This window comes from Flavobacterium sp. KY-23415, assembly GCF_055384985.1.
In genome coordinates this window covers 221,376-247,255 of sequence record NZ_AP044001.1, presented here as the reverse complement: position 1 = coordinate 247,255, position 25,880 = coordinate 221,376, and the positions used below count along the sequence as shown (strand labels likewise).

Here is a 25,880-nt window from a genome sequence, read left to right as displayed (position 1 = left end):
ACTAATGGAGTTCGGTTTAAACTAAATCAAATTCGGTTTATTATTAATTGAGTTCGGTTTAAACCAAATCAAATTCGACTCACTACTAATGGAGTTTGGTTTACTACTAATCATTTAGCAGTAATGCTTTGTAACCAAAGTTACACCCCTTTGTAACACAAGTTGCCAACCACCGTTTTTCACCATTGTACTTTTGTTCTTGTAAATAAGAATATAAAACAATGAAGAAAATAAAAAGAACATACACACTCGTCATCCTACTACTCACAGGAATAACCTATAGCCAAGAAACAATTTCCATTTCAAAAGAAGAAGTAGTTCAAAAAGCCTCAGAAAAGAACCTACAAGTGTTAGCTGCTGAAGCGTCTTATCAAGCTGCAAAAGCCGATTATCGTCAATCGAATGCTTTATTTTTACCTAATGTAAATGTGTCATATACAGGAATCGTTACTACCAATCCATTAATGGCATTTGGTTCCAAATTAAACCAAGAAATCCTAACTCCAGCCGATTTTAATCCAGCATTATTGAATGATCCAGAGCAAACACAAAATTTTGCAACGGTTATCGAAGTCAAACAACCTTTGGTGAATCTCGATGGGCTATTAGGAAGACAGGCAGCAAAAGCAAAAATGGATGCGTTCCAATTGCAAACCGAACGAACCAAAGAGTATTTAGTGTTAGAAGTTTCCAAAGCCTATATGCAACTGCAACTGGCTTACAAAGCCGTTACGGTTTTAGAAAAAGCAAATGAAACCGCACAAGGCAATTTAAAAATGGTTGAAAACTATTTTAAAAACGGCATGCTTCAAAAAACCGATTTACTCAATGTGCAAGTGCGTGTAAATGAAATAACCAACCAATTGCAATATGCTAAAAGCAATGTAAAAAATGCGTCCGATTATTTGGCTTTTCTTTTAAATGAAGAGACCAATGGTAAAATATATGAACCAGCTGAACCTTTAGCGAACGAAATCACTTTGGAACAGATAGAAACAGGTTTGAATACGTCGCGAAAAGATATTCAAGCCATGGAAAAATCGACTGAAGCCTATAAAAAAATGGTACAGTCATCAAAATATGGTTTTTTACCCAGATTGAATGCCTTTGGAAATTATCAATTATACGATCGTCAGTTTTTAGGAACTAGTGCCAAAGGATATTTAGTAGGAGCACAACTATCTTGGGATCTTTTTGATGGCTATAAAAACATGGGGAAAACCCAAAAAGCCAAAGCCGATTTTAATAAAGCCAAAATAGAAACCGAACAATACAAAAAACAAAGTCAGTTAGAAATAAACAAAACCAATCGTCAATTATCGGATGCTGAAAACAAAGTCCACTTGTCGCAACTGGCTTTCGAACAATCGCAAGAAGCCTTTAGAATTCGTCAAAATCGTTTTACACAAGGGTTAGAAAAAACAACCGATTTACTCATGGCAGAAACACAAATGGCTCAAAAAGAACTAGAATTCCTGCAAGCTGTGTTTGAATATAATTTCACGAAAGAGTATTTGCAGTTTTTGGTTAAATAGAGTGATTAGTGAGTAGTAATTAGTGAATAGTAAGAAAAAAACACAAAGAAGACAACGAATAACAGAGAACCCACAACCCACAACCCACAACCCACAACCCATAACTCACAACCCACAACCTACAACCTACAACAGAGAATAGACAACAGAGAACAGTTAACATACAACAATATAAAAATGAAAAGAATAACAACCCTAATCATAGCAACAACACTTACCCTAGTTTCTTGTGGAAGTGATAAAAAAGAAACCGTAAACAACACACCAGCCATTGCTGTAAAAGTAGCAGGCAAAAGTACAAATGATACCCATCCGTATGTTTCGGCTAGTGGAAAGATAGAATCCGAAAATAGTGCCAACTTAAGTACAAGAATGATGGGTTATATAACCAAAGTCAATGTAAAAGTAGGACAAAAAGTCAATGCAGGGCAATTATTGGTAAGTATCAACAATACCGATTTACAAGCCAAAAAAGCACAAGTCGATGCTTCAATTATTCAAGCCACTGCGGCCTACAACAACGCTAAAAAAGATTATGAGCGTTTTACCAATTTGTTTGCACAACAAAGTGCTTCTCAAAAAGAACTAGACGACATGACTTCCCGTTTTGAAATGGCTCAAGCTGGTTTGGAAGCAGCGAAACAAATGCGCAATGAGATTAATGCCCAATTTGCCTATGCAAACATCACTGCCCCTTTCAGTGGAACAGTAACTAATACCTTTATAAAAGAAGGCGATATGGCCAATCCTGGAATGCCACTAGTAAGCGTTGAAGGAGCGCAAAAATTACAAGTAACAGCTATGGTTTCAGAAAGTGATATTGCCGCTATAACAAACGGTATGAAAGTAAAAGTTTTGGTAAAATCGCTTGGTATAGAAGTAAATGGAAAAGTAAGTGAAGTAAGCTTGTCAGCTAAAAACACAGGAGGACAATACTTAGTGAAAATTGATTTAGAAAAAAGCGATGTGAAAATTTTATCAGGAATGTTTGTAAATGTGCAATTTCCTATAGAAAAACAGAAAGCAGTTAAAGAAACAACTACGGTCTTGGTGCCAGAAAGTGCTTTAGTAAGAGAAGGACAGTTAACAGGTGTTTATACAGTAGGAGAAGGAAATGTAGCCATACTAAGATGGTTGCGAATAGGAAAAACCTATGGAAACCAAGTTGAGGTTTTATCCGGATTAGCACCAGAGGAAGCCTACATTCTTTCTGCAGATGGAAAATTGTATAATGGAGCAAAAGTGAGTATTCAGTAATCAGTGTTCAGTTTTTAGGTTTAGTTGGCAAACAACTTTAAACTTTTAAACCTTAAACTTTTAAACTAAAAAAAATGCAAGAAGGTATATCAGGTAAAATAGCCCATTTTTTCATTAACTCAAAACTAACCATTTTATTAATGGTAGCGTTGATGATCATTGGCTCATACAGTTCGTTCTTAATTCCAAGGGAAGAAGAACCACAAATAAATGTTCCCATGGCCGATGTTATGGTGGGCTATCCAGGAGCAAGTCCAAAAGAAGTAGAAAGTAGAGTAATTAAACCTCTAGAAAAAGTTATAGGTAACATCAAAGGAGTGGAGCATATTCACAGTATGGCTATGAATGGTCAAGCCATGATGGTAGTACAATTCTATGTAGGAGAGAACAGTGAAGATTCCTATGTAAAACTGTATGACGAATTAATGAAACATCGCGATATGTTTCCACAAGGGGTTTATCAACCAATGGTTAAAACCCGATCAATAGACGATGTTCCTATGTTAGGATTAACACTTTGGAGCGAAAAGTACAATGATTTTCAATTACGTCAAATAGCAGAGGAAGTAACCTCTGAAATTGAAAAAGTAAAAGATGTAGCTATTACCAAAGAAATAGGAGGAAGAACACGCGAATTAAAAGTGGTGTTAGATAAAGATAAAATGGCTGAAAATAAAGTAGATGCTTTAAGTATCATGCAAATGATTCAAGCCAATAATGGAAGTGCACAATCAGGTAATTTTGTGCAAAATGATACCGAATATTTAGTTACTACAGGTCAGTTTTTAACTACTTCAGAAGATGTAGAAAATTTAGTTATTGGAGTCAATCAAAATAGGCCAGTGTATTTGAAACAAGTGGCAAGCATTCAAGACGGCCCTCAAACACCTAAAAATTATGTTTCATTTGGTTATGGTAAAGCCAATAACCAGTTTGAAAAATACAAATCAGAATATCCAGCAGTAACCATTTCAGTAGCTAAGGTGAAAGGAGCTGATGCGATGCAAATTGCTGATAAAATTTTAGTAAAGGTTGAGGATTTAAAAAAGAATTTAATACCTACAGATGTTCATGTTGAAGTGTCTCGTAATTATGGAGAAACGGCTTCTCATAAAGTAGGTGAGTTATTAATGCATTTGGGTGTAGCTATATTAGCTGTAACTATTTTAGTTATGTTGGCAATGGGTTGGAGAGGTGGATTGGTTGTGTTTTTCTCTGTACCCTTAACCTTTGCCCTTACATTATTTAGTTATTACTTATTAGGTTATACCTTAAACCGAATCACACTATTTGCATTAGTATTTGTAGTAGGAATTGTAGTGGACGACAGTATTATTATTGCCGAGAACATGCACCGACATTTTAAAATGAAACGATTACCATTCAAACAAGCGGCTATTTATGCCATAAATGAAGTAGGAAATCCAACCATTTTAGCAACCTTTACCGTTATTGCTGCTATTTTACCGATGGCATTTGTGTCTGGAATGATGGGACCCTATATGAGTCCGATGCCTATAGGGGCTTCAATCGCGATGATGTTGTCTTTATTTGTAGCCTTAACAGTTACGCCTTATTTAGGATATCATTTATTACAAGAGAAAGACGAACAGGAACATAAAGCAGAACATGGTTTAGAAACAAGCTGGATATTTAAAATCTATAAGAAAGTAGAGCAACCGCTATTAGACAGTTCCATGAAGAGAAATCTAATGTTTGGAATTACAATTTTCTTATTATTAGGATCTGTGGTTATGTTTTTTACAAAATCAGTAGCGGTTAAAATGTTGCCTTTCGATAATAAAAATGAATTTCAGGTAGTCATCGATATGCCTGAGGGAACTACTTTAGAACGAACAGCAGCCGTTACAAAAGAGATAGCACAGTATCTTTCTACTATTCCAGAAGTGGTAGATTATCAAAATTATATTGGAGCTTCAGCACCCATTACTTTTAATGGTTTGGTAAGACATTATGATATGCGTGGAGGAAGTAATATGGCAGATATTCAAGTGAATTTATTACACAAAGAAGATCGAGATTTGCAAAGTCATGACATAGCTAAAATAGTGCGTCCTCAGGTACAAAAGATTGCTAAAAAATATGGAGCCAATGTTAAAATTGTAGAAGTGCCACCAGGGCCACCCGTTTTATCTACTTTAGTAGCTGAGGTATATGGCCCTAGCTATGAAGAGCAAATTAAAGTAGCCCATCAGGTGAAAACAATTTTAGAAACTACAAATGATGTGGTGGATACAGATTGGATGGTAGAAGCTCCTCAGGTGGAATATAAATTAGAAGTGGATAGAGAAAAAGCCATGTTGAATGGAATCGCTCCGCAACAAGTAGTAGGTAATCTTACTTATTTATTGAGAGAAATGCCTGTGTCTAATTTATATGATGAACGTTCCAATGATCCAGTAGGCATTGTGTTATCATTAGAAGATGCTGATAAAACATCATTACAAGATATTGAAAATTTAAAGATAAAAGGCAATCAAGGCAATGTAGTTTCGGTAAGTGATTTGGTAAAAGTAAAAACAGATACCTTGCAAAATACTATTTATCGTAAAGATCAAAAAAGAGTCGTATATGTTTTAGCAGATATGGCAGGGGTATTGGAAAGTCCGGTATATGCCATTTTAGGTATGAACGAGAAATTGCAAAAAATGAACCTACCAAAAGGGTATAAAGTGAACGAATTGTATATGGATCAACCTTCCGATGAAAGTGATTTTACAGTAAAATGGGATGGAGAATGGCAAATTACCTTAGAAGTTTTCCGCGATTTAGGTGCTGCATTTTTAGTGGTAATTATTGTGATATACATGCTTATTGTAGGTTGGTTTCAAAACTTTAAAACACCAATGGTTATGATGGTAGCTATACCTTTATCACTTGTGGGTATTGTTTTAGGACATTGGTTATTAGGTGCCTTTTTTACAGCTACTTCTTTTATTGGTATGATTGCATTAGCAGGTGTAATGGTTCGAAATTCTGTCTTGTTAATAGACTTTATAGAAATTCGTTTACATGATGGTATTCCTATGAAACAAGCTATAATTGAGGCAGGAGCTGTGCGTACCACACCTATTTTGTTAACCACGGGTGCGGTAGTAATTGGAGCTTCGATTATTTTGTTTGATCCTATCTTTCAAGGATTGGCCATTTCATTAGTGGCAGGAGCTATTGTTTCAACTTTATTAACCTTAATTGTGGTGCCTTTAATCTATTATATCGTTGAACGTAAAAAATGGGAGAAAAATAATTAGGAAACCCTTTGTCAAAGTTTTAAATTTTGACAAAGGTTATATAAACCTTAAAAACAAATTAAAAATGATAAATAAATTAATTAAAAGAATAGCAGGTATATTTATAATAATAAGTGTATTGTTGACTATGTATGTCCATCAAAATTGGTTATGGTTTACGCTTTTTGTAGGTGCAAACTTATTACAATCATCATTTACCAACTGGTGTTTAATGGAAGATATTTTAAGAAAAGTTTTTAAAATTAAAGATTAAAATTAAAGATTAAAAATAACGATAGAAAGAGGCTGTGCAAAAAGTATAATCTTGTCAAACAAAACTTGTTAGCATCGTTAGTTCGCTTCGTCCTAGATTTTATAATTATTAGAATGGTACTAATTATTAAAATCTGAAAACCGAAGATTCGACCTATTTAGATACGTTCAGCAGACAAAAAAGACTTTTTGGACAGCTTCATTTTTTGCCTTTTTTATTTAAATTTATTAGTAGCTTTGTCTTTGTAAAAAAAATAAAAAGTATGCGTTTTTTTCAAAAGATTAGCTATTTACAATATCCTATATTGTTACTTGCTGCTTATTTTGCATTCAAACCCTATACCTATATGTTTGAAGAAGGATTTAATCATAAGGATAGAATTATTAGTGATATTAATAGTGTTCTGATTTTTCTCAGTATAGGAATTAGTTTTTCAACACTACAAGATACAACAAAAACTCAAAATAATTTTTCGTTGCGAATTTGGCAAAATCCCAAAAAAGGAAAGATAGCGATAGTATATATTGCAGTCTTAACTTTTTCAGTTTTAATTTTTGGTTTAAGTTTATTCCTATTTGCAAATAAACAACTCCTTAAAGATTTATCAGTTGGAATAATATCTCTTGGAATTGGTTTAATAGGTTTTTTAAAGGCTGCTATTGAAATATTTAACAATCACAGATTAGATAAAAAAAAGAACAATTCCACTATTTCAGAAAAAGAGTGAAATTGTTTTTGTTTAAAATTTGATTAGAAAAAAAAGGTGTAAAGTTTTCTTCAATTGTATAATTATCTCTTAACGATACTAACGGCAGTTCCTGTTGCAATAACACTAATGGTGTTACTTTCTTTTTGTTCAATATCAACTGTGATGCCTACTATAGCATTGGCGTTTAATTTTTCTGCATTAGCTTTTAATTGTTCAAATGCTTGCTCTTTAATTTCTGTTATACTTTCACTAATCCCAGCATAATATTTTTGCATATTGAAAGTCATTTTTGTTTTTTGCAGGTTAACCGCAATTCCCGAAACAATACCGTTATAGGCAATTATCGCATATCCTTCTATTGAGTTTGTTGTTGTTAAAATCATATTTTTTAAATAAATCGTTACTTTAAAAAAATTAGTCGTATAAAATACTGTTTTGTTTCAATTTCTTTTTAAAATTGGGTTAATACCATTTGTGATTTGAATTTACTGTAAAAGAAAATGATGATTTTTTTCTAGATATGAAATAGAAAATCAAAGCATAGCATCGCTACGTTTTTATTTTATATTGAAATAGCGAGGAAAAAAGGGCGTTTTATTCCAGTAAATTCAAGTGATAAATGGTATAAGTAACATGCAAATCGCAATGGCTTTGTAAATAATTATTTAAAGAAATGTTTGAAAAGAATGAAGCTTTTTAAGTTTTTAAAGAGATAACTTTCTTTTGTTCTTTATTTTATTCATTTTAAAAGCAATTTTCATCTTTGAAACTTTTACAGTTTATATTATCTTTGCGACTTATTAAAATTACATACCACTATGTTTGATAATTTAAGCGATAAGTTAGATAAAGCCTTACACATATTAAAAGGACACGGTAAAATTACCGATGTAAATGTTGCAGATACGTTGAAAGAAGTTCGTAGAGCTTTATTAGATGCCGATGTTAACTTTAAAATAGCTAAAGATTTTACCACAAGAGTAAAAGATAAAGCTATTGGAGAAAACGTATTAACAACATTACAGCCAGGGCAATTAATGGTTAAAATTGTTAAAGACGAATTAACCGAATTAATGGGAGGTGATGCGGCAGGAATTAATTTATCAGCAAACCCATCAGTAATTTTGATGTCTGGTCTTCAAGGGTCTGGTAAAACCACATTCTCTGGAAAATTAGCAAACTTTCTAAAAGCAAAGAAAAATAAAAAACCATTATTGGTTGCTTGTGATATTTATCGTCCTGCTGCGATCAATCAGTTACACGTTGTGGGTGACCAGATTGGAGTAGAGGTATATTCAGAACCAGAAAATAAAAATCCTGTAGAGATTGCGCAAAATGCTATTAAACATGCGAAATCTAATGGATTTAATGTGGTAATCGTCGATACAGCGGGTCGTTTGGCAGTTGATGAAGAGATGATGACCGAAATTGCAAATGTCCATAAAGCAATACAGCCGCAAGAAACATTGTTTGTGGTAGATGCCATGACAGGACAAGATGCAGTAAACACAGCAAAAGCGTTTAATGATAGACTTGATTTTGATGGAGTAATCCTTACAAAATTAGATGGTGATACCAGAGGTGGTGCGGCAATTTCTATTAAATCGGTAGTGAATAAACCAATTAAATTTATTGGTACAGGTGAAAAGATGGAAGCGATTGATGTTTTCTATCCATCACGTATGGCAGACAGGATTTTGGGAATGGGAGACGTTGTTTCCTTAGTGGAAAGAGCACAAGAGCAATATGATGAAGAAGAGGCAAGAAAACTACAAAAGAAAATCGCTAAAAACGAGTTCGGTTTCGATGATTTCTTGTCGCAAATTCAACAGATAAAGAAAATGGGTAACATGAAAGATCTTGTTGGAATGATACCTGGAGCTGGAAAAGCATTAAAAGATGTAGAAATTGAAGATGATGCATTTAAGCATATTGAGGCTATCATACAATCAATGACGCCAGCCGAAAGAAGCAAACCTTCTTTGATCGATGTGAAGCGAAAAGCAAGAATTGCGAAAGGATCTGGAAGAAAGATAGAAGAAGTGAATCAATTAATGAAACAATTCGATCAAATGAGTAAGATGATGAAGATGATGCAAGGTGGTGCAGGAAAGAATCTTATGAAGATGATGGGAGGAATGAAAGGAATGAGATAAAACACAAGACGCGACACATCGCGTCTTTTTTATAGTGAATTTTCATAGGTTAAATACACAAAACAACAACACACACAAATGAATTTATTAGACGGTAAAAAAGTTTCGGAAGAAATTAAAAATGAAATTGCTGCGGAAGTTGCAAAGATGAAAGCTAATGGGGAAAAAGTACCACATTTGGCTGCAATCATAGTAGGGAATGATGGAGCAAGTTTAACGTATGTAGGAAGTAAGGTGAAATCTTGTGAAAGAGTAGGTTTTGAATCTACATTGATAAAAATGCCTAGTACTACTTCTGAGACAGAGTTATTGAAAAAGATAAAAGAATTAAATCACGATGATACTATAGATGGTTTCATAGTTCAATTACCTTTACCAGAGCAAATAGATACACAAAAAATAATCATGGCTATTGATCCAAGTAAAGATGTGGATGGGTTTCATCCTGAAAACTTTGGAAAAATGGCATTAGATATGACAACTTTTATTCCAGCTACTCCATTTGGTATATTAGAATTATTGGAAAGATATAATGTAGAAACCAAAGGAAAGCACACTGTTGTTATTGGTAGAAGTCATATTGTAGGAAGGCCTATGAGTATATTGATGGGTAGAAAAGGATTTCCTGGAAATTCGACAGTAACTTTAACACATAGTCATACAAAAAATATCAATCAAATTACTTCTCAAGCAGATATTATTATTACTGCGTTAGGTGTTCCTAATTATTTAAAAGCAGAAATGATAAAAGATGATGCTGTTATTATTGATGTTGGTATTACAAGAGTGCCAGATGAAACTACAGATAAAGGATATAAAATTGTTGGAGATGTAGATTTTGAATTTGTATCTAAAAAAGCTTCATACATAACACCAGTTCCAGGAGGAGTTGGGCCAATGACTATTGCAATGCTTTTAAAGAATACTTTATTGGCGAGAGAACAAAAAAAGAATAAATAGGAATATCTTATTTTACGGTAAAACGATATAATTTTTATTGATTAAAATTGGCTTCAATATTTACGATTTAAGAAAGTAAAAACATATCTGTATAATATAAGTCGTTTTGTGGCTATTTATAGCTTAAAAGGCTTAAAACAAAAAAACTGCAAAATTTGCAGTTTTTTTGTTTTAATCTGTCTCGTAAATTATTAATTGAGATATAATAAATTATATTAAATCGTCCTGTAGTCAGAAGTGAAAAATAATTCTACACTTGGATATTTTTGACGTGTCATTTGAATAGAAAATTCACTATCGGCTAAAAATACCAATTGCCCGTATTTATCATGTCCTAAAAATTTTTGTTTTACCCTTCTAAATTCAGCAAATTCTTCGTTTTTAGGATCTTTTGGTTTTACCCAGCAAGCTTTGTGTGCTGGAAATGTTTCATAAGTACATTTTGCACCATATTCATGTTCTAAACGATATTGAATTACTTCATATTGTAGTGCACCAACAGTTCCGATAACTTTTCTTCCATTCATTTCAAGGGTAAACAGCTGAGCAACACCTTCATCCATTAATTGATCAATACCTTTTTCTAATTGTTTAGATTTTAAAGGGTCGGCATTGTTAATATATCTAAAGTGCTCAGGTGAAAAGCTAGGAATGCCTTTAAATTGCATCACTTCACCTTCTGTTAAAGTATCTCCAATTTTAAAATTTCCAGTATCATGAAGTCCAACAATATCACCTGCATAGGAAATATCTACAATTTCTTTTTTTTCAGCAAAAAAGGCATTTGGACTTGAGAATTTTACTTTTTTACCTTGTCTAACATGCAAATAGGGTTTGTTTTTTTCAAATGTACCTGATACAATTTTAACAAAAGCTAGTCTGTCTCTGTGCTTTGGGTCCATGTTAGCATGGATTTTAAATACGAAACCACTAAATACATCTTCATTTGGGTCTATTAAACGTGTGTCGGATTCTTTTGGTCTAGGTGTCGGAGCAATGTCAATAAAACAATCTAGTAATTCTCTAACTCCAAAGTTGTTCAATGCAGAACCAAAAAACACAGGTTGAAGCGTTCCGTTCAAATATTCTTCTCGGTTAAACTCAGGATATATTTCTGTGACTAACTCTAATTCTTCTCTTAATTTGTCAGCGTGTTTTTGACCAATTATAGAATCTAACTCTGGATTAGTAATATCATTAAATGCAATTGTGTCTTCAATGTCTTTTCTGCTATCACCACTAAACAAGTTGATGTTCTTTTCCCAAATGTTATATATTCCTTTAAAATCATATCCCATACCAATGGGAAAGCTCAAAGGGCAAACAGTAAGCTTTAGTTTTTGCTCCACTTCATCTAGTAGGTCAAATGCATCTTTACCTTCTCTGTCTAATTTGTTTATAAAAACAATCATTGGAATGTTTCGCATTCTACAAACTTCAACCAATTTCTCAGTTTGTTCCTCAACCCCTTTGGCAACATCAATAACAACAATCACACTGTCAACAGCAGTTAATGTTCTAAAGGTGTCTTCTGCAAAATCTTTGTGACCAGGAGTGTCTAATATGTTTATTTTTTTGTCTTTGTAATTAAATGCAAGCACGGAAGTAGCTACAGAAATACCTCTTTGTCTTTCTATTTCCATGAAATCTGAAGTAGCACCCTTTTTAATTTTATTACTTTTTACAGCACCAGCTTCTTGGATTGCTCCACCAAATAAAAGTAGTTTTTCTGTTAAAGTAGTCTTACCCGCATCTGGGTGGGAAATAATTCCAAACGTTCGTCTTCTTTTTATTTCGTTTTTAAAACTCATCAAAAATTTTTTTTGCAAATATAAGTTTTTTAAATAATTCACTATTAATAATACCTAAAATAAGACACTGATAAAATTATACATCTGAATCTCTGAAATTAAATTATTTAAGCTCGAACTAAGCATTAGAATTCTATTATAAAATAGCTGTTTTTATGGCTGTTAGTGCTCGATTTCATGTTCTTAAAGTAACTGATGCTGTATTTGTGATTCAAAGCTTCTTTGTTTCTCAATTATTTTGTGTTTGTTTTCCTCTCGACAAAGTCTAATGTGTAATCAAGGGTTAAAAGAGTCTTTTTGACACTATGGCTGTTTTAAACTTGATACAATGCTTTACTATACCGATTTAATTTTATATTTTTGTTAACAAATTTTTATTAATAAATCATTATGTCAAAGAAAGAAGATACAGAAGGAAGTGCTAAATCTTCAATAGATAACAATGAGTCTTCTCAACGATTAGAAGCTATAAAAAATCTGATTTTTGGAGAAAATATCCAACAAATAGATCAGGAGTTTCATCTTATTAAGGAGCATATTGAAAAGAGAAGAAATGAGCTTGAAAATTTAATAGAAGTAGTACAAAAAGAACTTAGTACTGCATTGGATAACTTAGAAACAGATTTAAATATTCGAATAACAGATTTAGATGCTAAAGTAGAAGAAAATATAGAAGATTTGAATCATAGAAAAATGGATAGAAAAACATTGGGGAATTTGCTTGTCGCAATGGGAGAAAAAATAATGAAAGACTAGTAATATTTAAAGATGCTTTCATGACAGATTCTGAGAAATTAAAAAAGCTTAAGGAAGCTCTTCTTAAAGAAGATCAGGATTTTGCGTTAAAAATTTTTAAAAGAATTGAAGATTTAGAAACGACTATTAATGAAGAAGAGCTGCTTTCTGAGAAAGTAGATCCCATTATTGATAAAAAAATAGAATCGTTTTCTAATGATATTCCTAGTAAATTAGGTCCAACAATTACTGAGGCTTTAAAAGTTCAAATCAGAGATTCTCAAGATCAAGTAGTCGAAGCTTTATTTCCAATTATTGGTAAAATGATTAAGAAGTATATCCAAGAAGAAATAAGGGTTCTCTCGGAAAGCATTAACAATCAAGTCCAGAAAACTTTTTCATTTTCAAGATGGAAAAATAAAATTAAATCTTTTTTTACAGGGATTCCAGAAGAAAAATTGATTCTATCACAAATGGCAAAGCCTATTGTTGAACAAGTCTTTATAATAGAGAAAGGATCGGGTCTATTAATTGCTAACGTATCTAAAAATGATGATAATATAGATAAAGATATGGTGGCAGGTATGCTCACAGCAATTAAGAGTTTTGTTGAAGACGCTTTTACTAAAGAAGAACAGAATTTAGAATTGATACAATATGAATTGTATAATATTTATCTTCAAAATTTTTCAAAGTTTTATATTGCAGTAGTTGTCTCTGGAGCTTTTAATAGAACATTTAAAAGTGAGTTAGAAGATTTGATTTTTGATGCGATGTCAAAAAATAAAAAAGAGCTTTTTTTAATGGATATGAAGAAAGTTAATAAATTAATAGAAACAGTATTTAAAATAAATGATTAGTTCAAAAAAAATAGTTTTAATTGGTCATTTCGGTGTAGGTAAGTCGTCTTTAATAAGAAGATTTGTAGAAAATATTTTCTCGGAAGATTATAAAGTAACGATTGGGGTTCATATCTTTAAAAAAGTGATACAGGTGGAAGGGGTTGATTTAACATTTGTTATTTGGGATATTGAAGGTAAAGAAGATATTACAGAAGTTAGAAAATCGTACTTGTTGGGAACTTCAGGATTTATTTATGTTTTTGACCCAACAAGAGATAATACTTATAGGACTATTAATCAAGATGTAGCGTTTTGTGTTGCAAATTTTCCAACTGCAAAATTAATAACTGTAGCCAATAAAGTTGATTTAATTGATGAAGATGAATTTGTGAGTAAAATTGACTTCAGAATTGATTATTTTACCAGTGCGAAAACGAATAAAAACGTAGATTTAATTTTTAATGATTTAGGTTTAAAATTTTTAAATGATAGATAATGTTTTAAATAAATACTTAAATACGAGCTATCAAACAATTGAGTTTGATAGAAACGGTGTGGTTACAAAAGTAGAGAATACAATTTTAGATATACCATTAGGTGCTGTCATTTTTGATTTTCATCCTTTTTTCGAAATATTCCAAGTGTTGATTGTTGAAAACTGTAAAGAAGAGTTTTTTGAAGCAGTTAATCTAAATGGAGAACAATTAATAGCAGATGTTGTTTTCTCTATTGGAGATAAAAACCAATTGCCATTTGTTTTAATTATTGATAAAACTGCTCATTATAATAATATACAATCATTGACGCAAATAAAAAACGAAACGTCAATTGAAAATTATAATATTAGTTTAAAAAACTTCAATTTACTTAATAAAGTAGATATTCAAAGCGAATTTTTAGTGAGCATCTCACACGATTTAAAAACACCTATTCATTCTATTGTAAACTTATTAAATCTATTAGATAAAAACAATCTGTCCTATGAACAGAGGGAATTATGCAAAACTATTTTCGAATCTTCAAAATATTTAAATAGGTTAATCACAGATATTTATGAATTAGCATCTATAGAAACAGGGCTTTTTAATCTCAAAGAAAAAGAATTTAGTCTTCAAGATTTACTCAATAGAATTGAAAAAATTTATCAGCGAAAACTTGTTTCTAAAGAGGTAGAATTTAGAATTATAAAAAAAACTAAATTACCAGATGTTATTATAGGAGATTCAGACCGTTTGTTGCAGATTTTATTTAATTTATTAGATAATGCTTCCGAATATACAGACAAAGGCTTTGTTGAATTAGAAATACAACAAGTGTATAAAAAATCTTTAAATGTTGGTCTAAGCTTTATCATCAGAGATTCAGGAAGAGGATTTGAAGTAGATAAATCGGATGTTGATATAAAAAATGCAAAACTCAAATTTGATGCTAATAGTGAGGTTGGACTAGGAATTTCTATAGTTGCAAATTTGGCTGAAAATTTAAATGGAAATGTAAAATTTCACTCTGTTATTAATGAAGGGACTAAAGTTGATGTTTATTTACCTTTTAAACTTGTAAAGGGAATCACAAAGAACAACATAGAAGCAAAATTTAAAAAGAAAAATTTAAAAAGAATTTACAATGTCTTAATAATAGATGATAATGAAATCAATAAGTTAATATTGATGAAGCTATTAATTAATCACGGCGGTTTTTATATTGATATTGCAATTGATGGAAATCAAGCAATAGAAATGTTAGAGAATGAAAAATATGATTTAATACTGTTGGATCTTCATCTTTCAAAAGTAAATCCATTAGATATTATTAAAAATGTTAAAAATCATACTAATTCGTTAGTTAATAAAGTTAACTTTATTCCGATGACTACAGGAATAAACGAAAAGAATGCACTTTTGTTTCAAGAGTATAATTTAACTCAAGTTTTGATAAAGCCTTTCTTGTCAGAAGAATTATATCAATGTATCTATAATCTTATCTAAAAATACATTTTGTCGATATAAACAAGCCTTTGGGCGATACTTTTAAGAATTTTAAATTTTTAAATTTTTTTTTCAGTTTTGTAATAATAACTTTGTAAGAATGACAAGTGTATTTATATTTTTTTGTTAAGTTTTTGCTGGTGTTTTTTAACAAAATCAATAGTGTTATTGTAGTTTGTGTTAAATTAACATAAAGATTGTTTTTTTTTAACAAAAAAAATAGTTAACTTGACAGGAGTTGTATAGATTTGTAAAATGTAGGAGTTTTGGTGTTTTTTATTAAATCCTTATATACTGCTATTATTAAACTTAATATAAAATCACATAAAAAAAATTAATTTATAGATTCAATAAATTAAGAAATAAAAAAAAATAATAATCAAAAATCAATAAATTATGAAGAAAAAAGTTTTGTCACTCTTGTTGTTCATGCTTTTTGCTCATTTAACTTTTTCTCAAGAAGTCAATACTACAAAAAAAGTAGAAGAGAATCTTGTTGAAATTAAAAGTAAAATAAAGTTAGATGAAGCATCTTACGACTACATTAAGCAATTGTTAGTTTATTATTATAATAATTATAATTCAGATAGTAAAACTAAAAGTCAGGTTAAAGAGAATATTCATAATAAATTGAAAGCTAAACTTTCAGATTCAGAGTATAAAATTTTAAATGACAATTGGTTAAATAACAATTTGAAATAAAAGTTAATTAAAAGTTTTTTATATGAAGAAAAAATTACTCTTGTTCTTATTGCTTTTCTATTCTTTTCCATTCTTTTCGCAAGAAATTGATTGGTCAGGATTGTCTGGATCAATGCCAGAAATAGGATATGCAACAAGTAGCTATTCGGCAGTAGCTGCCGATGGTGTAACGTTGGTAACAGTAAATATAACTCAAGCGGGTTCCGCAACAACGGGAGGTTCAGTTAATGCTGTTCCACCTGGTTCGGTTATAACCAATTTAAATTTTAATAATGGAAGGTTAACAACTGGAGTTTCTGGTAATACATATACATATACCTTTAGTGAACCTGTTTATGTTAGTCTTAGTTCTCAAGCACATAGTGCTTTAATGAGGACTGAGAACATAAAATTGAGTACAACAACTCCAGGAGCAACAATTAAAGCAAATTTAGTTAATCCATTAGCGAATCATTTTTTAGTTGGTAATCAAACAGCAAATGTTCACTTAGGTTCTGTTGGAGTTTCAAATGTAACAGCAGGAACTTATTGGGAAGCATCAACATCAATTCCAGTAACAAGTTTTAGTGTGGAATATTATGCTACAGATGCTTCGGATATAGCAAGTAATGAGCCTTTTTCAATGGATTTAAATCCTTTGCCATTTATTTTGCTAGATCCAACAAATGCAACAAGTGCTGGAAGAAGAGATATAAATGTTCCAGCTTGTGCTTCTGGTTATGAATTTTTGGAAGTTGTAAATACAGGGATTTCAGCACAATATGTTGGAGGAATTGGTATGTCGTCAATGACAGTAACTCTTTTGAATCCTCAAGATGTAGGACAAGAATCGTTGTCTATGTCAGGAGGATTTGCTGGTTTAACTGTTGCAGGCAATGGGACAACTTCGTTAACTTTCACAAATACAACAGGAACACTCAATGCTCCATTTGTAAATGCAGTGAATGATTTGTATTATGAGAATACTGCTGTTTCACCTAATACAGCAGTAATAAGACAAGTACGAATTACATTCACAGATACAAAGGGAAATGTTTCACCTCCTTCAATTGCATATTTAACTTTGACAAAAGGTGCAAATGCGGGTGTGCCAACAAGCCCTAGATATGTTTATACAGGAGATCCTAACTTTAATTTATTTACAGCTTTAGATGGTTCCCAAGATGCAGGTGGTACATGGCAAGATATTGATGCAACAGGCGCTTTGATTGCTCCTAGTACTATTAATGTTGCAGCATTACCATTAGGAGGTAGTACTTTCACATATAGTGTATCAGGAACTGGTCCATGTGGAAATGCTTTTTCTACAGTTGTAGTCATAAAAATAAATAGTGCAGAAGTACCGATTACATCGGGTACATCTTGTGGTCAAGTAATGACACAATATACTAATCCTTTTTATTCTGCAAATTCAAATGATCCAATTTTCATATTCTCATCTGGTTCTGGAGAATTATCTGCCGAACTAGGAGGTGCGGGGACAACATATAGCTGGTATAAATATAATGTAACCACAAATTCATATGATGATTATGCTTTAAATTCAACACCAACACAAACAGGATTGGCAGATGGTGGTTATTTAGTCGTTAGAAATGATAGTGGAACTATTGAAGAAGGTAGAGCTTGGGTTTGGAATTCTAATTTAATTTTAGATGCAGGTACTCCTCAAACAATATGTGAAGGACAATCGGTTACTTTAAATGGTTCAGGTACAGTAAGTAATCCTACCTATACCTATTATGACCCAATTCCAAGACCTTTAAGAATCAGTGCTTCAACTCAAATTACTGTAACGTTTAATGCAACGCATACTTATGTGTCTGATTTAGGTTTTTATTTAGTTTCTCCAGATGGATTAACAACAATAACATTGGGTGCGAACCAAGGAAATACCTGTAATGGAGGTGATAATGTAACTAATTTAAGATTTACAAATCAAGCTGCTGGCGTATTTAATTTTTGTACACAACCAGCACCTTTAACAGGTTTATATAATCAGTACTTTGACGGAACTGCAACTGTACCAATCAATTGGGCACCATTATATGGTATGAATGGAAGAGATGGTGGATGGGCTGTTCAAATTTATGATTGTGTAGGAGCTGATGTTGGAAATTTGACGGGAGCAACAATCACTTTCGACAATGGAGGGGGTAATTCAGTAACTTATACAAGTGGTGCGATAAGTGTACCTATTAATGATAATTCTTGTGATCCATTATCGGCATCAAAATATGTAGTGCCTTTTACTCCCCCTGTTTCTAATTCAGACAGTTCAATATCATTGAATAATGGTATTGGAGTTGGTGGGATAGGAGGTTACGAATGGTCATATAGTACAGATAGTGCAACAGGACCATGGTCAGGCCCTTTTGAGAATGCTACATTATCACCAAGTTTCCCAATTAATGGTAATACTTGGTTTAGGTTAGTGGCAGATAATGGAGTTGGATGTCTATTTGAAGATGTTGTACAAATAAACTATCAGACTAAACCAGTAGCTGGTACAGATGATTTTGTTTCATTAAATGTTTATGATTCTCCAATAGATTTATTTACCATTTTAGATGGAACTCCTGATGCTGGTGGATCTTGGACAGGTCCAAGTGCATTATCTGGAGGATCTTTAGGTACGTTTAATCCTGCTACTAATACATCTGGATTGTATACTTATACTGTTGCAGGAACTGCTCCATGTAGTAATGCTACAGCAGTAGTTGAAGTTTTTATAAATAGAGCAACCGACTCAGACGGAGATGGAGTTACTGACGGGGATGAAATAACAGACGGAACTGATCCACAAGACTCCTGTAGTTTTGTATTAGCAAGCGCTACGTTAGCCCCAAGTGCGGCATGGAACGCAGCAGATTGTGATGGTGATGGCGTAACAAACGGACAAGAAGTAACAGATGGAACGGATCCATTAGATGATTGTTCTTATGTAACTGCAAATATCACTTTAGTAGTAACATCAACAGCGGATTGTGATGGAGATGGTGTGACTAATGCACAGGAAGTAACCGATGGTACTGATGGACAAGATCCATGTAGTTTCGTTTTAGCAAGTGCAACAGTGGCCCCAAGTGCAGCATGGAACGCAGCAGATTGTGATGGAGACGGCGTAACTAATGGACAAGAGGTAACCGATGGGACAGATCCATTAGATTCTTGTAGTTTTGTATTAGCAAGTGCAACGTTAGCACCAAATGCGGCATGGAATGCAGCAGATTGTGATGGTGATGGTGTAACTAATGGGCAAGAAGTAACAGACGGAACTGATGGGCAAGACCCATGTAGTTTTGTATTAGCAAGCGCAACGTTAGCACCAAATGCAGCATGGAACGCAGCAGATTGTGATGGAGATGGAGTGACTAACGGACAAGAAGTAACCGATGGAACTGATCCATTAGACTCCTGTAGTTTTGTATTAGCAAGCGCAACGGTTGCCCCAAGTGCGGCATGGAACGCAGCAGATTGTGATGGAGACGGAGTGACAAACGGACAAGAAGTAACAGACGGAACAGATCCATTAGATGATTGTTCTTATGTAACTGCAAATATTACTTTAGTTGTAACATCAACAGCAGATTGTGATGGTGATGGTGTAACTAATGGACAAGAAGTAACAGACGGAACTGATGGACAAGATCCATGTAGTTTTGTATTAGCAAGCGCAACAGTGGCTCCAAGTGCAGCGTGGAACGCAGCAGATTGTGATGGAGATGGCGTAACTAATGGACAAGAAGTAACTGATGGAACGGATCCATTAGATTCCTGTAGTTTTGTATTAGCAAGCGCAACAGTTGCCCCAAGTGCGGCATGGAACGCTGCGGATTGTGATGGTGATGGCGTAACAAACGGACAAGAAGTAACAGACGGAACAGATTCATTAGATGATTGTTCTTATGTAACTGCAAATATCACTTTAGTAGTAACATCAACAGCAGATTGTGATGGTGATGGTGTAACGAATGCTCAAGAGGACTTAGATGGTACAGACGGTCAAGATCCATGTAGTTTTGTATTAGCAAGCGCAACAGTTGCTCCAAGTGCAGCATGGAACGCAGCGGATTGTGATGGTGATGGCGTAACAAACGGACAAGAAGTAACCGATGGAACGGATCCATTAGACTCCTGTAGTTTTGTATTAGCAAGCGCAACAATGGTCCCAAGTGCAGCATGGAACGCAGCAGATTGTGATGGAGATGGAGTGACTAACGGACAAGAAGTAACAGACGGAACTGATCCATTAGATGATTGTTCTTATGAAACTGCAAATATCACTTTAGTAGTAACATCAACAGCAGATTGTGATGGTGATGGTGTAACGAATGCTCAAGAGGACTTAGATGGTACAGACGGTCAAGATCCATGTAGTTTTGTATTAGCAAGCGCAACAGTTGCCCCAAGTGCAGCATGGAACGCAGCAGATTGTGATGGTGATGGCGTAACAAACGGACAAGAAGTAACCGATGGAACGGATCCATTAGACTCCTGTAGTTTTGTATTAGCAAGTGCAACAGTTGCCCCAAGTGCAGCATGGAACGCAGCGGATTGTGATGGAGACGGAGTGACAAACGGACAAGAAGTAACAGACGGAACGGATCCATTAGATGATTGTTCTTATGTAACTGCAAATATCACTTTAGTAGTAACATCAACAGCAGATTGTGATGGTGATGGTGTAACGAATGCTCAAGAGGACTTAGATGGTACAGATGGTCAAGATCCATGTAGTTTTGTATTAGCAAGCGCAACAGTTGCTCCAAGTGCAGCATGGAACGCAGCGGATTGTGATGGTGATGGCGTAACAAACGGACAAGAAGTAACCGATGGAACGGATCCATTAGACTCCTGTAGTTTTGTATTAGCAAGTGCAACAGTTGCCCCAAGTGCAGCATGGAACGCAGCGGATTGTGATGGAGACGGAGTGACAAACGGACAAGAAGTAACAGACGGAACGGATCCATTAGATGATTGTTCTTATATAACCGCAAATATCACTTTAGTAGTAACATCAACAGCAGATTGTGATGGAGATGGTGTAACGAATGCACAAGAGGATTTAGATGGTACAGACGGTCAAGATCCATGTAGTTTTGTATTAGCAAGCGCAACAGTTGCTCCAAGTGCAGCATGGAACGCAGCGGATTGTGATGGTGATGGCGTAACAAACGGACAAGAAGTAACCGATGGAACGGATCCATTAGACTCCTGTAGTTTTGTATTAGCAAGCGCAACAGTGGCTCCAAGTGCAGCGTGGAACGCAGCAGATTGTGATGGTGATGGCGTGACAAACGGACAAGAAGTAACAGACGGAACTGATCCATTAGATGATTGTTCTTATGTAACTGCAAATATTACTTTAGTAGTAACATCAACAGCAGATTGTGATGGTGATGGTGTAACGAATGCTCAAGAGGATTTAGATGGTACAGATGGTCAAGATCCATGTAGTTTTGTATTAGCAAGCGCAACAGTTGCCCCAAGTGCAGCATGGAACGCAGCAGATTGTGATGGAGACGGAGTGACAAACGGACAAGAAGTAACCGATGGAACTGATCCATTAGATGATTGTTCTTATATAACCGCAAATATCACTTTAGTAGTAACATCAACAGCAGATTGTGATGGTGATGGTGTAACGAATGCTCAAGAGGATTTAGATGGTACAGATGGTCAAGATCCATGTAGTTTTGTATTAGCAAGCGCAACAGTTGCCCCAAGTGCAGCATGGAACGCAGCAGATTGTGATGGAGACGGAGTGACAAACGGACAAGAAGTAACAGACGGAACAGATCCATTAGATGATTGTTCTTATGTAACTGCAAATATCACTTTAGTAGTAACATCAACGGCAGATTGTGATGGAGATGGAGTAACGAATGCTCAAGAGGATTTAGACGGAACAGATGGTCAAGATCCATGTAGCTTTGTGTTAGCAAGTGCAACAGTTACCCCAAGTGCAGCATGGAACGCAGCAGATTGTGATGGAGACGGAGTGACAAACGGACAAGAAGTAACAGACGGAACAGATCCATTAGATGATTGTTCTTATGAAACTGCAAATATCACTTTAGTAGTAACATCAACAGCAGATTGTGATGGAGATGGAGTAACGAATGCACAAGAGGACTTAGATGGTACAGATGGTCAAGATCCATGTAGTTTTGTATTAGCAAGTGCAACAGTTGCCCCAAGTGCAGCATGGAACGCAGCGGATTGTGATGGAGACGGAGTGACAAACGGACAAGAAGTAACAGACGGAACGGATCCATTAGATGATTGTTCTTATATAACCGCAAATATCACTTTAGTAGTAACATCAACAGCAGATTGTGATGGTGATGGTGTAACGAATGCTCAAGAGGACTTAGATGGTACAGATGGTCAAGATCCATGTAGTTTTGTATTAGCAAGCGCAACAGTTGCCCCAAGTGCAGCATGGAACGCAGCAGATTGTGATGGTGATGGCGTAACAAACGGACAAGAAGTAACCGATGGAACGGATCCATTAGACTCCTGTAGTTTTGTATTAGCAAGTGCAACAGTTGCCCCAAGTGCAGCATGGAACGCAGCGGATTGTGATGGAGACGGAGTGACAAACGGACAAGAAGTAACAGACGGAACGGATCCATTAGATGATTGTTCTTATGTAACTGCAAATATCACTTTAGTAGTAACATCAACAGCAGATTGTGATGGAGATGGTGTAACGAATGCACAAGAGGATTTAGATGGTACAGACGGTCAAGATCCATGTAGTTTTGTATTAGCAAGCGCAACAGTTGCTCCAAGTGCAGCATGGAACGCAGCGGATTGTGATGGTGATGGCGTAACAAACGGACAAGAAGTAACCGATGGAACGGATCCATTAGACTCCTGTAGTTTTGTATTAGCAAGCGCAACAGTGGCTCCAAGTGCAGCGTGGAACGCAGCAGATTGTGATGGTGATGGCGTGACAAACGGACAAGAAGTAACAGACGGAACTGATCCATTAGATGATTGTTCTTATGTAACTGCAAATATTACTTTAGTAGTAACATCAACAGCAGATTGTGATGGTGATGGTGTAACGAATGCTCAAGAGGATTTAGATGGTACAGATGGTCAAGATCCATGTAGTTTTGTATTAGCAAGCGCAACAGTTGCCCCAAGTGCAGCATGGAACGCAGCAGATTGTGATGGAGACGGAGTGACAAACGGACAAGAAGTAACCGATGGAACGGATCCATTAGACTCCTGTAGTTTTGTATTAGCAAGTGCAACAGTTGCCCCAAGTGCAGCATGGAACGCAGCGGATTGTGATGGAGACGGAGTGACAAACGGACAAGAAGTAACAGACGGAACGGATCCATTAGATGATTGTTCTTATGTAACTGCAAATATCACTTTAGTAGTAACATCAACAGCAGATTGTGATGGAGATGGTGTAACGAATGCACAAGAGGATTTAGATGGTACAGACGGTCAAGATCCATGTAGTTTTGTATTAGCAAGCGCAACAGTTGCTCCAAGTGCAGCATGGAACGCAGCGGATTGTGATGGTGATGGCGTAACAAACGGACAAGAAGTAACCGATGGAACGGATCCATTAGACTCCTGTAGTTTTGTATTAGCAAGTGCAACAGTGGCTCCAAGTGCAGCGTGGAACGCAGCAGATTGTGATGGTGATGGCGTGACAAACGGACAAGAAGTAACAGACGGAACTGATCCATTAGATGATTGTTCTTATGTAACTGCAAATATTACTTTAGTAGTAACATCAACAGCAGATTGTGATGGTGATGGTGTAACGAATGCTCAAGAGGATTTAGATGGTACAGATGGTCAAGATCCATGTAGTTTTGTATTAGCAAGCGCAACAGTTGCCCCAAGTGCAGCATGGAACGCAGCAGATTGTGATGGAGACGGAGTGACAAACGGACAAGAAGTAACCGATGGAACTGATCCATTAGATGATTGTTCTTATATAACCGCAAATATCACTTTAGTAGTAACATCAACAGCAGATTGTGATGGTGATGGTGTAACGAATGCTCAAGAGGATTTAGATGGTACAGATGGTCAAGATCCATGTAGTTTTGTATTAGCAAGCGCAACAGTTGCCCCAAGTGCAGCATGGAACGCAGCAGATTGTGATGGAGACGGAGTGACAAACGGACAAGAAGTAACAGACGGAACAGATCCATTAGATGATTGTTCTTATGTAACTGCAAATATCACTTTAGTAGTAACATCAACGGCAGATTGTGATGGTGATGGTGTAACGAATGCACAAGAGGACTTAGATGGTACAGATGGTCAAGATCCATGTAGTTTTGTATTAGCAAGTGCAACAGTTGCCCCAAGTGCAGCATGGAACGCAGCGGATTGTGATGGAGACGGAGTGACAAACGGACAAGAAGTAACAGACGGAACAGATCCATTAGATGATTGTTCTTATGAAACTGCAAATATCACTTTAGTAGTAACATCAACAGCAGATTGTGATGGAGATGGAGTAACGAATGCTCAAGAGGACTTAGATGGTACAGATGGTCAAGATCCATGTAGTTTTGTATTAGCAAGCGCAACAGTTGCCCCAAGTGCAGCATGGAACGCAGCAGATTGTGATGGAGACGGAGTGACAAACGGACAAGAAGTAACAGACGGAACGGATCCATTAGATGATTGTTCTTTTGTAACTGCAAATATTACTTTAGTAGTAACATCAACAGCAGATTGTGATGGTGATGGTGTAACGAATGAACAGGAAAACTTAGACGGAACAGATGGTCAAGATCCATGTAGCTTTGTGTTAGCAAGTGCAACAGTTGCCCCAAGTGCAGCATGGAACGCAGCAGATTGTGATGGAGACGGAGTGACAAACGGACAAGAAGTAACCGATGGAACGGATCCGTTAGATTTATGTAGCTTTGTATTAGCAAGCGCAACAGTTACTCCAAGTGCAGCGTGGGATGCAGCAGATTGTGATGGTGATGGTGTAATTAATATAGATGAATTAGTAGATGGTACTGATCCATTAGATTCATGTGATTTTGTGTTATCAAGTCAGACAGTTACACCTGGAGGAGCATGGAACCTAGCAGATTGTGATGGTGATGGAGTGACTAATGGACAAGAAGTGATAGACGGAACTGATCCATTAGATTTTTGTGACTTTGTTGCAGCTAATGTAACATTACTACAATCTCAGGCTTTCTTTGATGCAGATTGTGATGGCGATGGATTAACTAATGGGGAAGAGTATGGTGTTGATCCTACTGATCCATTAGATAGTGATGGTGATGGTATTGCAGATTTCTTAGAGTTTAATAATCATAATCCTTCGGAAGACGATTTAGAAATTTTTAATTTAGTAACACCAAATGGAGATGGAGATAATGATGTGTTTGTAATTAGAAATATTGAATTATATCCAAACAATACAGTTGAAATATATAATCGTTGGGGTGTATTAGTATATGAAACTGCTAGTTACGGACAAAACGGAAATTATTTTAGAGGAATTTCTGAAGGTAGAGTAACAGTGAGTCAAACATCTGAACTGCCAATTGGAACTTACTTCTATGTTGTTAAGTACACAAATAATGAAGGTAAAGGAAAAGAACGTTCAGGATATTTATATATTAATAGATAAGATTCTTTAAAGGGGAT

The 25,880-nt window shown here is 34.9% G+C and carries 15 protein-coding genes; 13 read left to right on the top strand and 2 right to left on the bottom strand.

The annotated features are described in order from the left end of the window. The first annotated feature begins 221 nt into the window (after positions 1-221). From ACZ49Z_RS01140 to ACZ49Z_RS01120, 5 genes are all read left to right on the top strand, one after another. Positions 222-1,535: a TolC family protein gene (locus ACZ49Z_RS01140; RefSeq protein ID WP_464306369.1), complete on the top strand. Its 1,314-nt coding sequence runs from the start codon at positions 222-224 to the stop codon at positions 1,533-1,535. A 177-nt stretch (positions 1,536-1,712) separates the two neighbouring features. Continuing rightward, positions 1,713-2,792 (top strand): efflux RND transporter periplasmic adaptor subunit, encoded by a 1,080-nt coding sequence (locus ACZ49Z_RS01135; protein WP_464306368.1) that lies wholly within the window; start codon positions 1,713-1,715, stop codon positions 2,790-2,792. A 74-nt stretch (positions 2,793-2,866) separates the two neighbouring features. Then, complete coding sequence (locus tag ACZ49Z_RS01130) at positions 2,867-6,064, top strand: efflux RND transporter permease subunit (protein ID WP_464306367.1); 3,198 nt, start codon at positions 2,867-2,869, stop codon at positions 6,062-6,064. Positions 6,065-6,128: 64 nt separating this feature from the next. Further along, a complete protein-coding gene (locus ACZ49Z_RS01125) occupies positions 6,129-6,317 on the top strand; it encodes a YgaP family membrane protein (protein WP_464306366.1) in 189 nt (62 codons plus the stop codon). A 262-nt stretch (positions 6,318-6,579) separates the two neighbouring features. Then, a complete protein-coding gene (locus ACZ49Z_RS01120) occupies positions 6,580-7,044 on the top strand; it encodes a hypothetical protein (protein ID WP_464306365.1) in 465 nt (154 codons plus the stop codon). Positions 7,045-7,106: 62 nt separating this feature from the next. Here ACZ49Z_RS01120 and ACZ49Z_RS01115 read toward each other — a convergent pair whose 3' ends face one another. After that, positions 7,107-7,409, bottom strand: coding sequence for a YbjQ family protein (locus ACZ49Z_RS01115; protein WP_464306364.1), 303 nt, complete (start codon positions 7,407-7,409; stop codon positions 7,107-7,109). A 435-nt stretch (positions 7,410-7,844) separates the two neighbouring features. Here ACZ49Z_RS01115 and ffh point away from each other — a divergent pair, with 435 nt between their 5' ends. Then, positions 7,845-9,182 (top strand): signal recognition particle protein, encoded by a 1,338-nt coding sequence (gene ffh, locus ACZ49Z_RS01110; protein ID WP_464306363.1) that lies wholly within the window; start codon positions 7,845-7,847, stop codon positions 9,180-9,182. Between the two features lie 78 nt (positions 9,183-9,260). Next, positions 9,261-10,142, top strand: coding sequence for a bifunctional 5,10-methylenetetrahydrofolate dehydrogenase/5,10-methenyltetrahydrofolate cyclohydrolase (locus tag ACZ49Z_RS01105; protein WP_464306362.1), 882 nt, complete (start codon positions 9,261-9,263; stop codon positions 10,140-10,142). A gap of 215 nt (positions 10,143-10,357) precedes the next feature. On the opposite strand, the gene ACZ49Z_RS01100 is transcribed toward ACZ49Z_RS01105, so the two are convergent. Continuing rightward, positions 10,358-11,953 (bottom strand): peptide chain release factor 3, encoded by a 1,596-nt coding sequence (locus tag ACZ49Z_RS01100; RefSeq protein ID WP_464306361.1) that lies wholly within the window; start codon positions 11,951-11,953, stop codon positions 10,358-10,360. Between the two features lie 390 nt (positions 11,954-12,343). Between ACZ49Z_RS01100 and ACZ49Z_RS01095 the strand changes: the two genes are divergently transcribed. The 6 genes from ACZ49Z_RS01095 (at position 12,344) to ACZ49Z_RS01070 (ending at position 25,863) form a co-directional block, all read left to right on the top strand. Continuing rightward, complete coding sequence (locus tag ACZ49Z_RS01095; RefSeq protein WP_464306360.1) at positions 12,344-12,709, top strand: fructose 1,6-bisphosphatase; 366 nt, start codon at positions 12,344-12,346, stop codon at positions 12,707-12,709. 20 nt (positions 12,710-12,729) lie between these two features. After that, a complete protein-coding gene (locus tag ACZ49Z_RS01090; protein ID WP_464306359.1) occupies positions 12,730-13,548 on the top strand; it encodes a cell envelope biogenesis protein OmpA in 819 nt (272 codons plus the stop codon). Then, positions 13,541-14,026: a Rab family GTPase gene (locus ACZ49Z_RS01085; RefSeq protein ID WP_464306358.1), complete on the top strand. Its 486-nt coding sequence runs from the start codon at positions 13,541-13,543 to the stop codon at positions 14,024-14,026. The genes ACZ49Z_RS01090 and ACZ49Z_RS01085 overlap by 8 nt, the downstream gene beginning before the upstream one ends. Next, positions 14,016-15,515 carry an ATP-binding response regulator gene (locus tag ACZ49Z_RS01080; protein ID WP_464306357.1) on the top strand — a complete coding sequence of 500 codons (1,500 nt, stop codon included), beginning with the start codon at positions 14,016-14,018 and terminating at the stop codon, positions 15,513-15,515. Before ACZ49Z_RS01085 ends, ACZ49Z_RS01080 begins: the two co-directional genes overlap by 11 nt. Before the next feature lie 396 nt (positions 15,516-15,911). Continuing rightward, a complete protein-coding gene (locus ACZ49Z_RS01075; RefSeq protein WP_464306356.1) occupies positions 15,912-16,217 on the top strand; it encodes a hypothetical protein in 306 nt (101 codons plus the stop codon). 22 nt (positions 16,218-16,239) lie between these two features. Next, positions 16,240-25,863, top strand: coding sequence for a T9SS type B sorting domain-containing protein (locus ACZ49Z_RS01070; RefSeq protein ID WP_464306355.1), 9,624 nt, complete (start codon positions 16,240-16,242; stop codon positions 25,861-25,863). Positions 25,864-25,880: the final 17 nt, after the last annotated feature.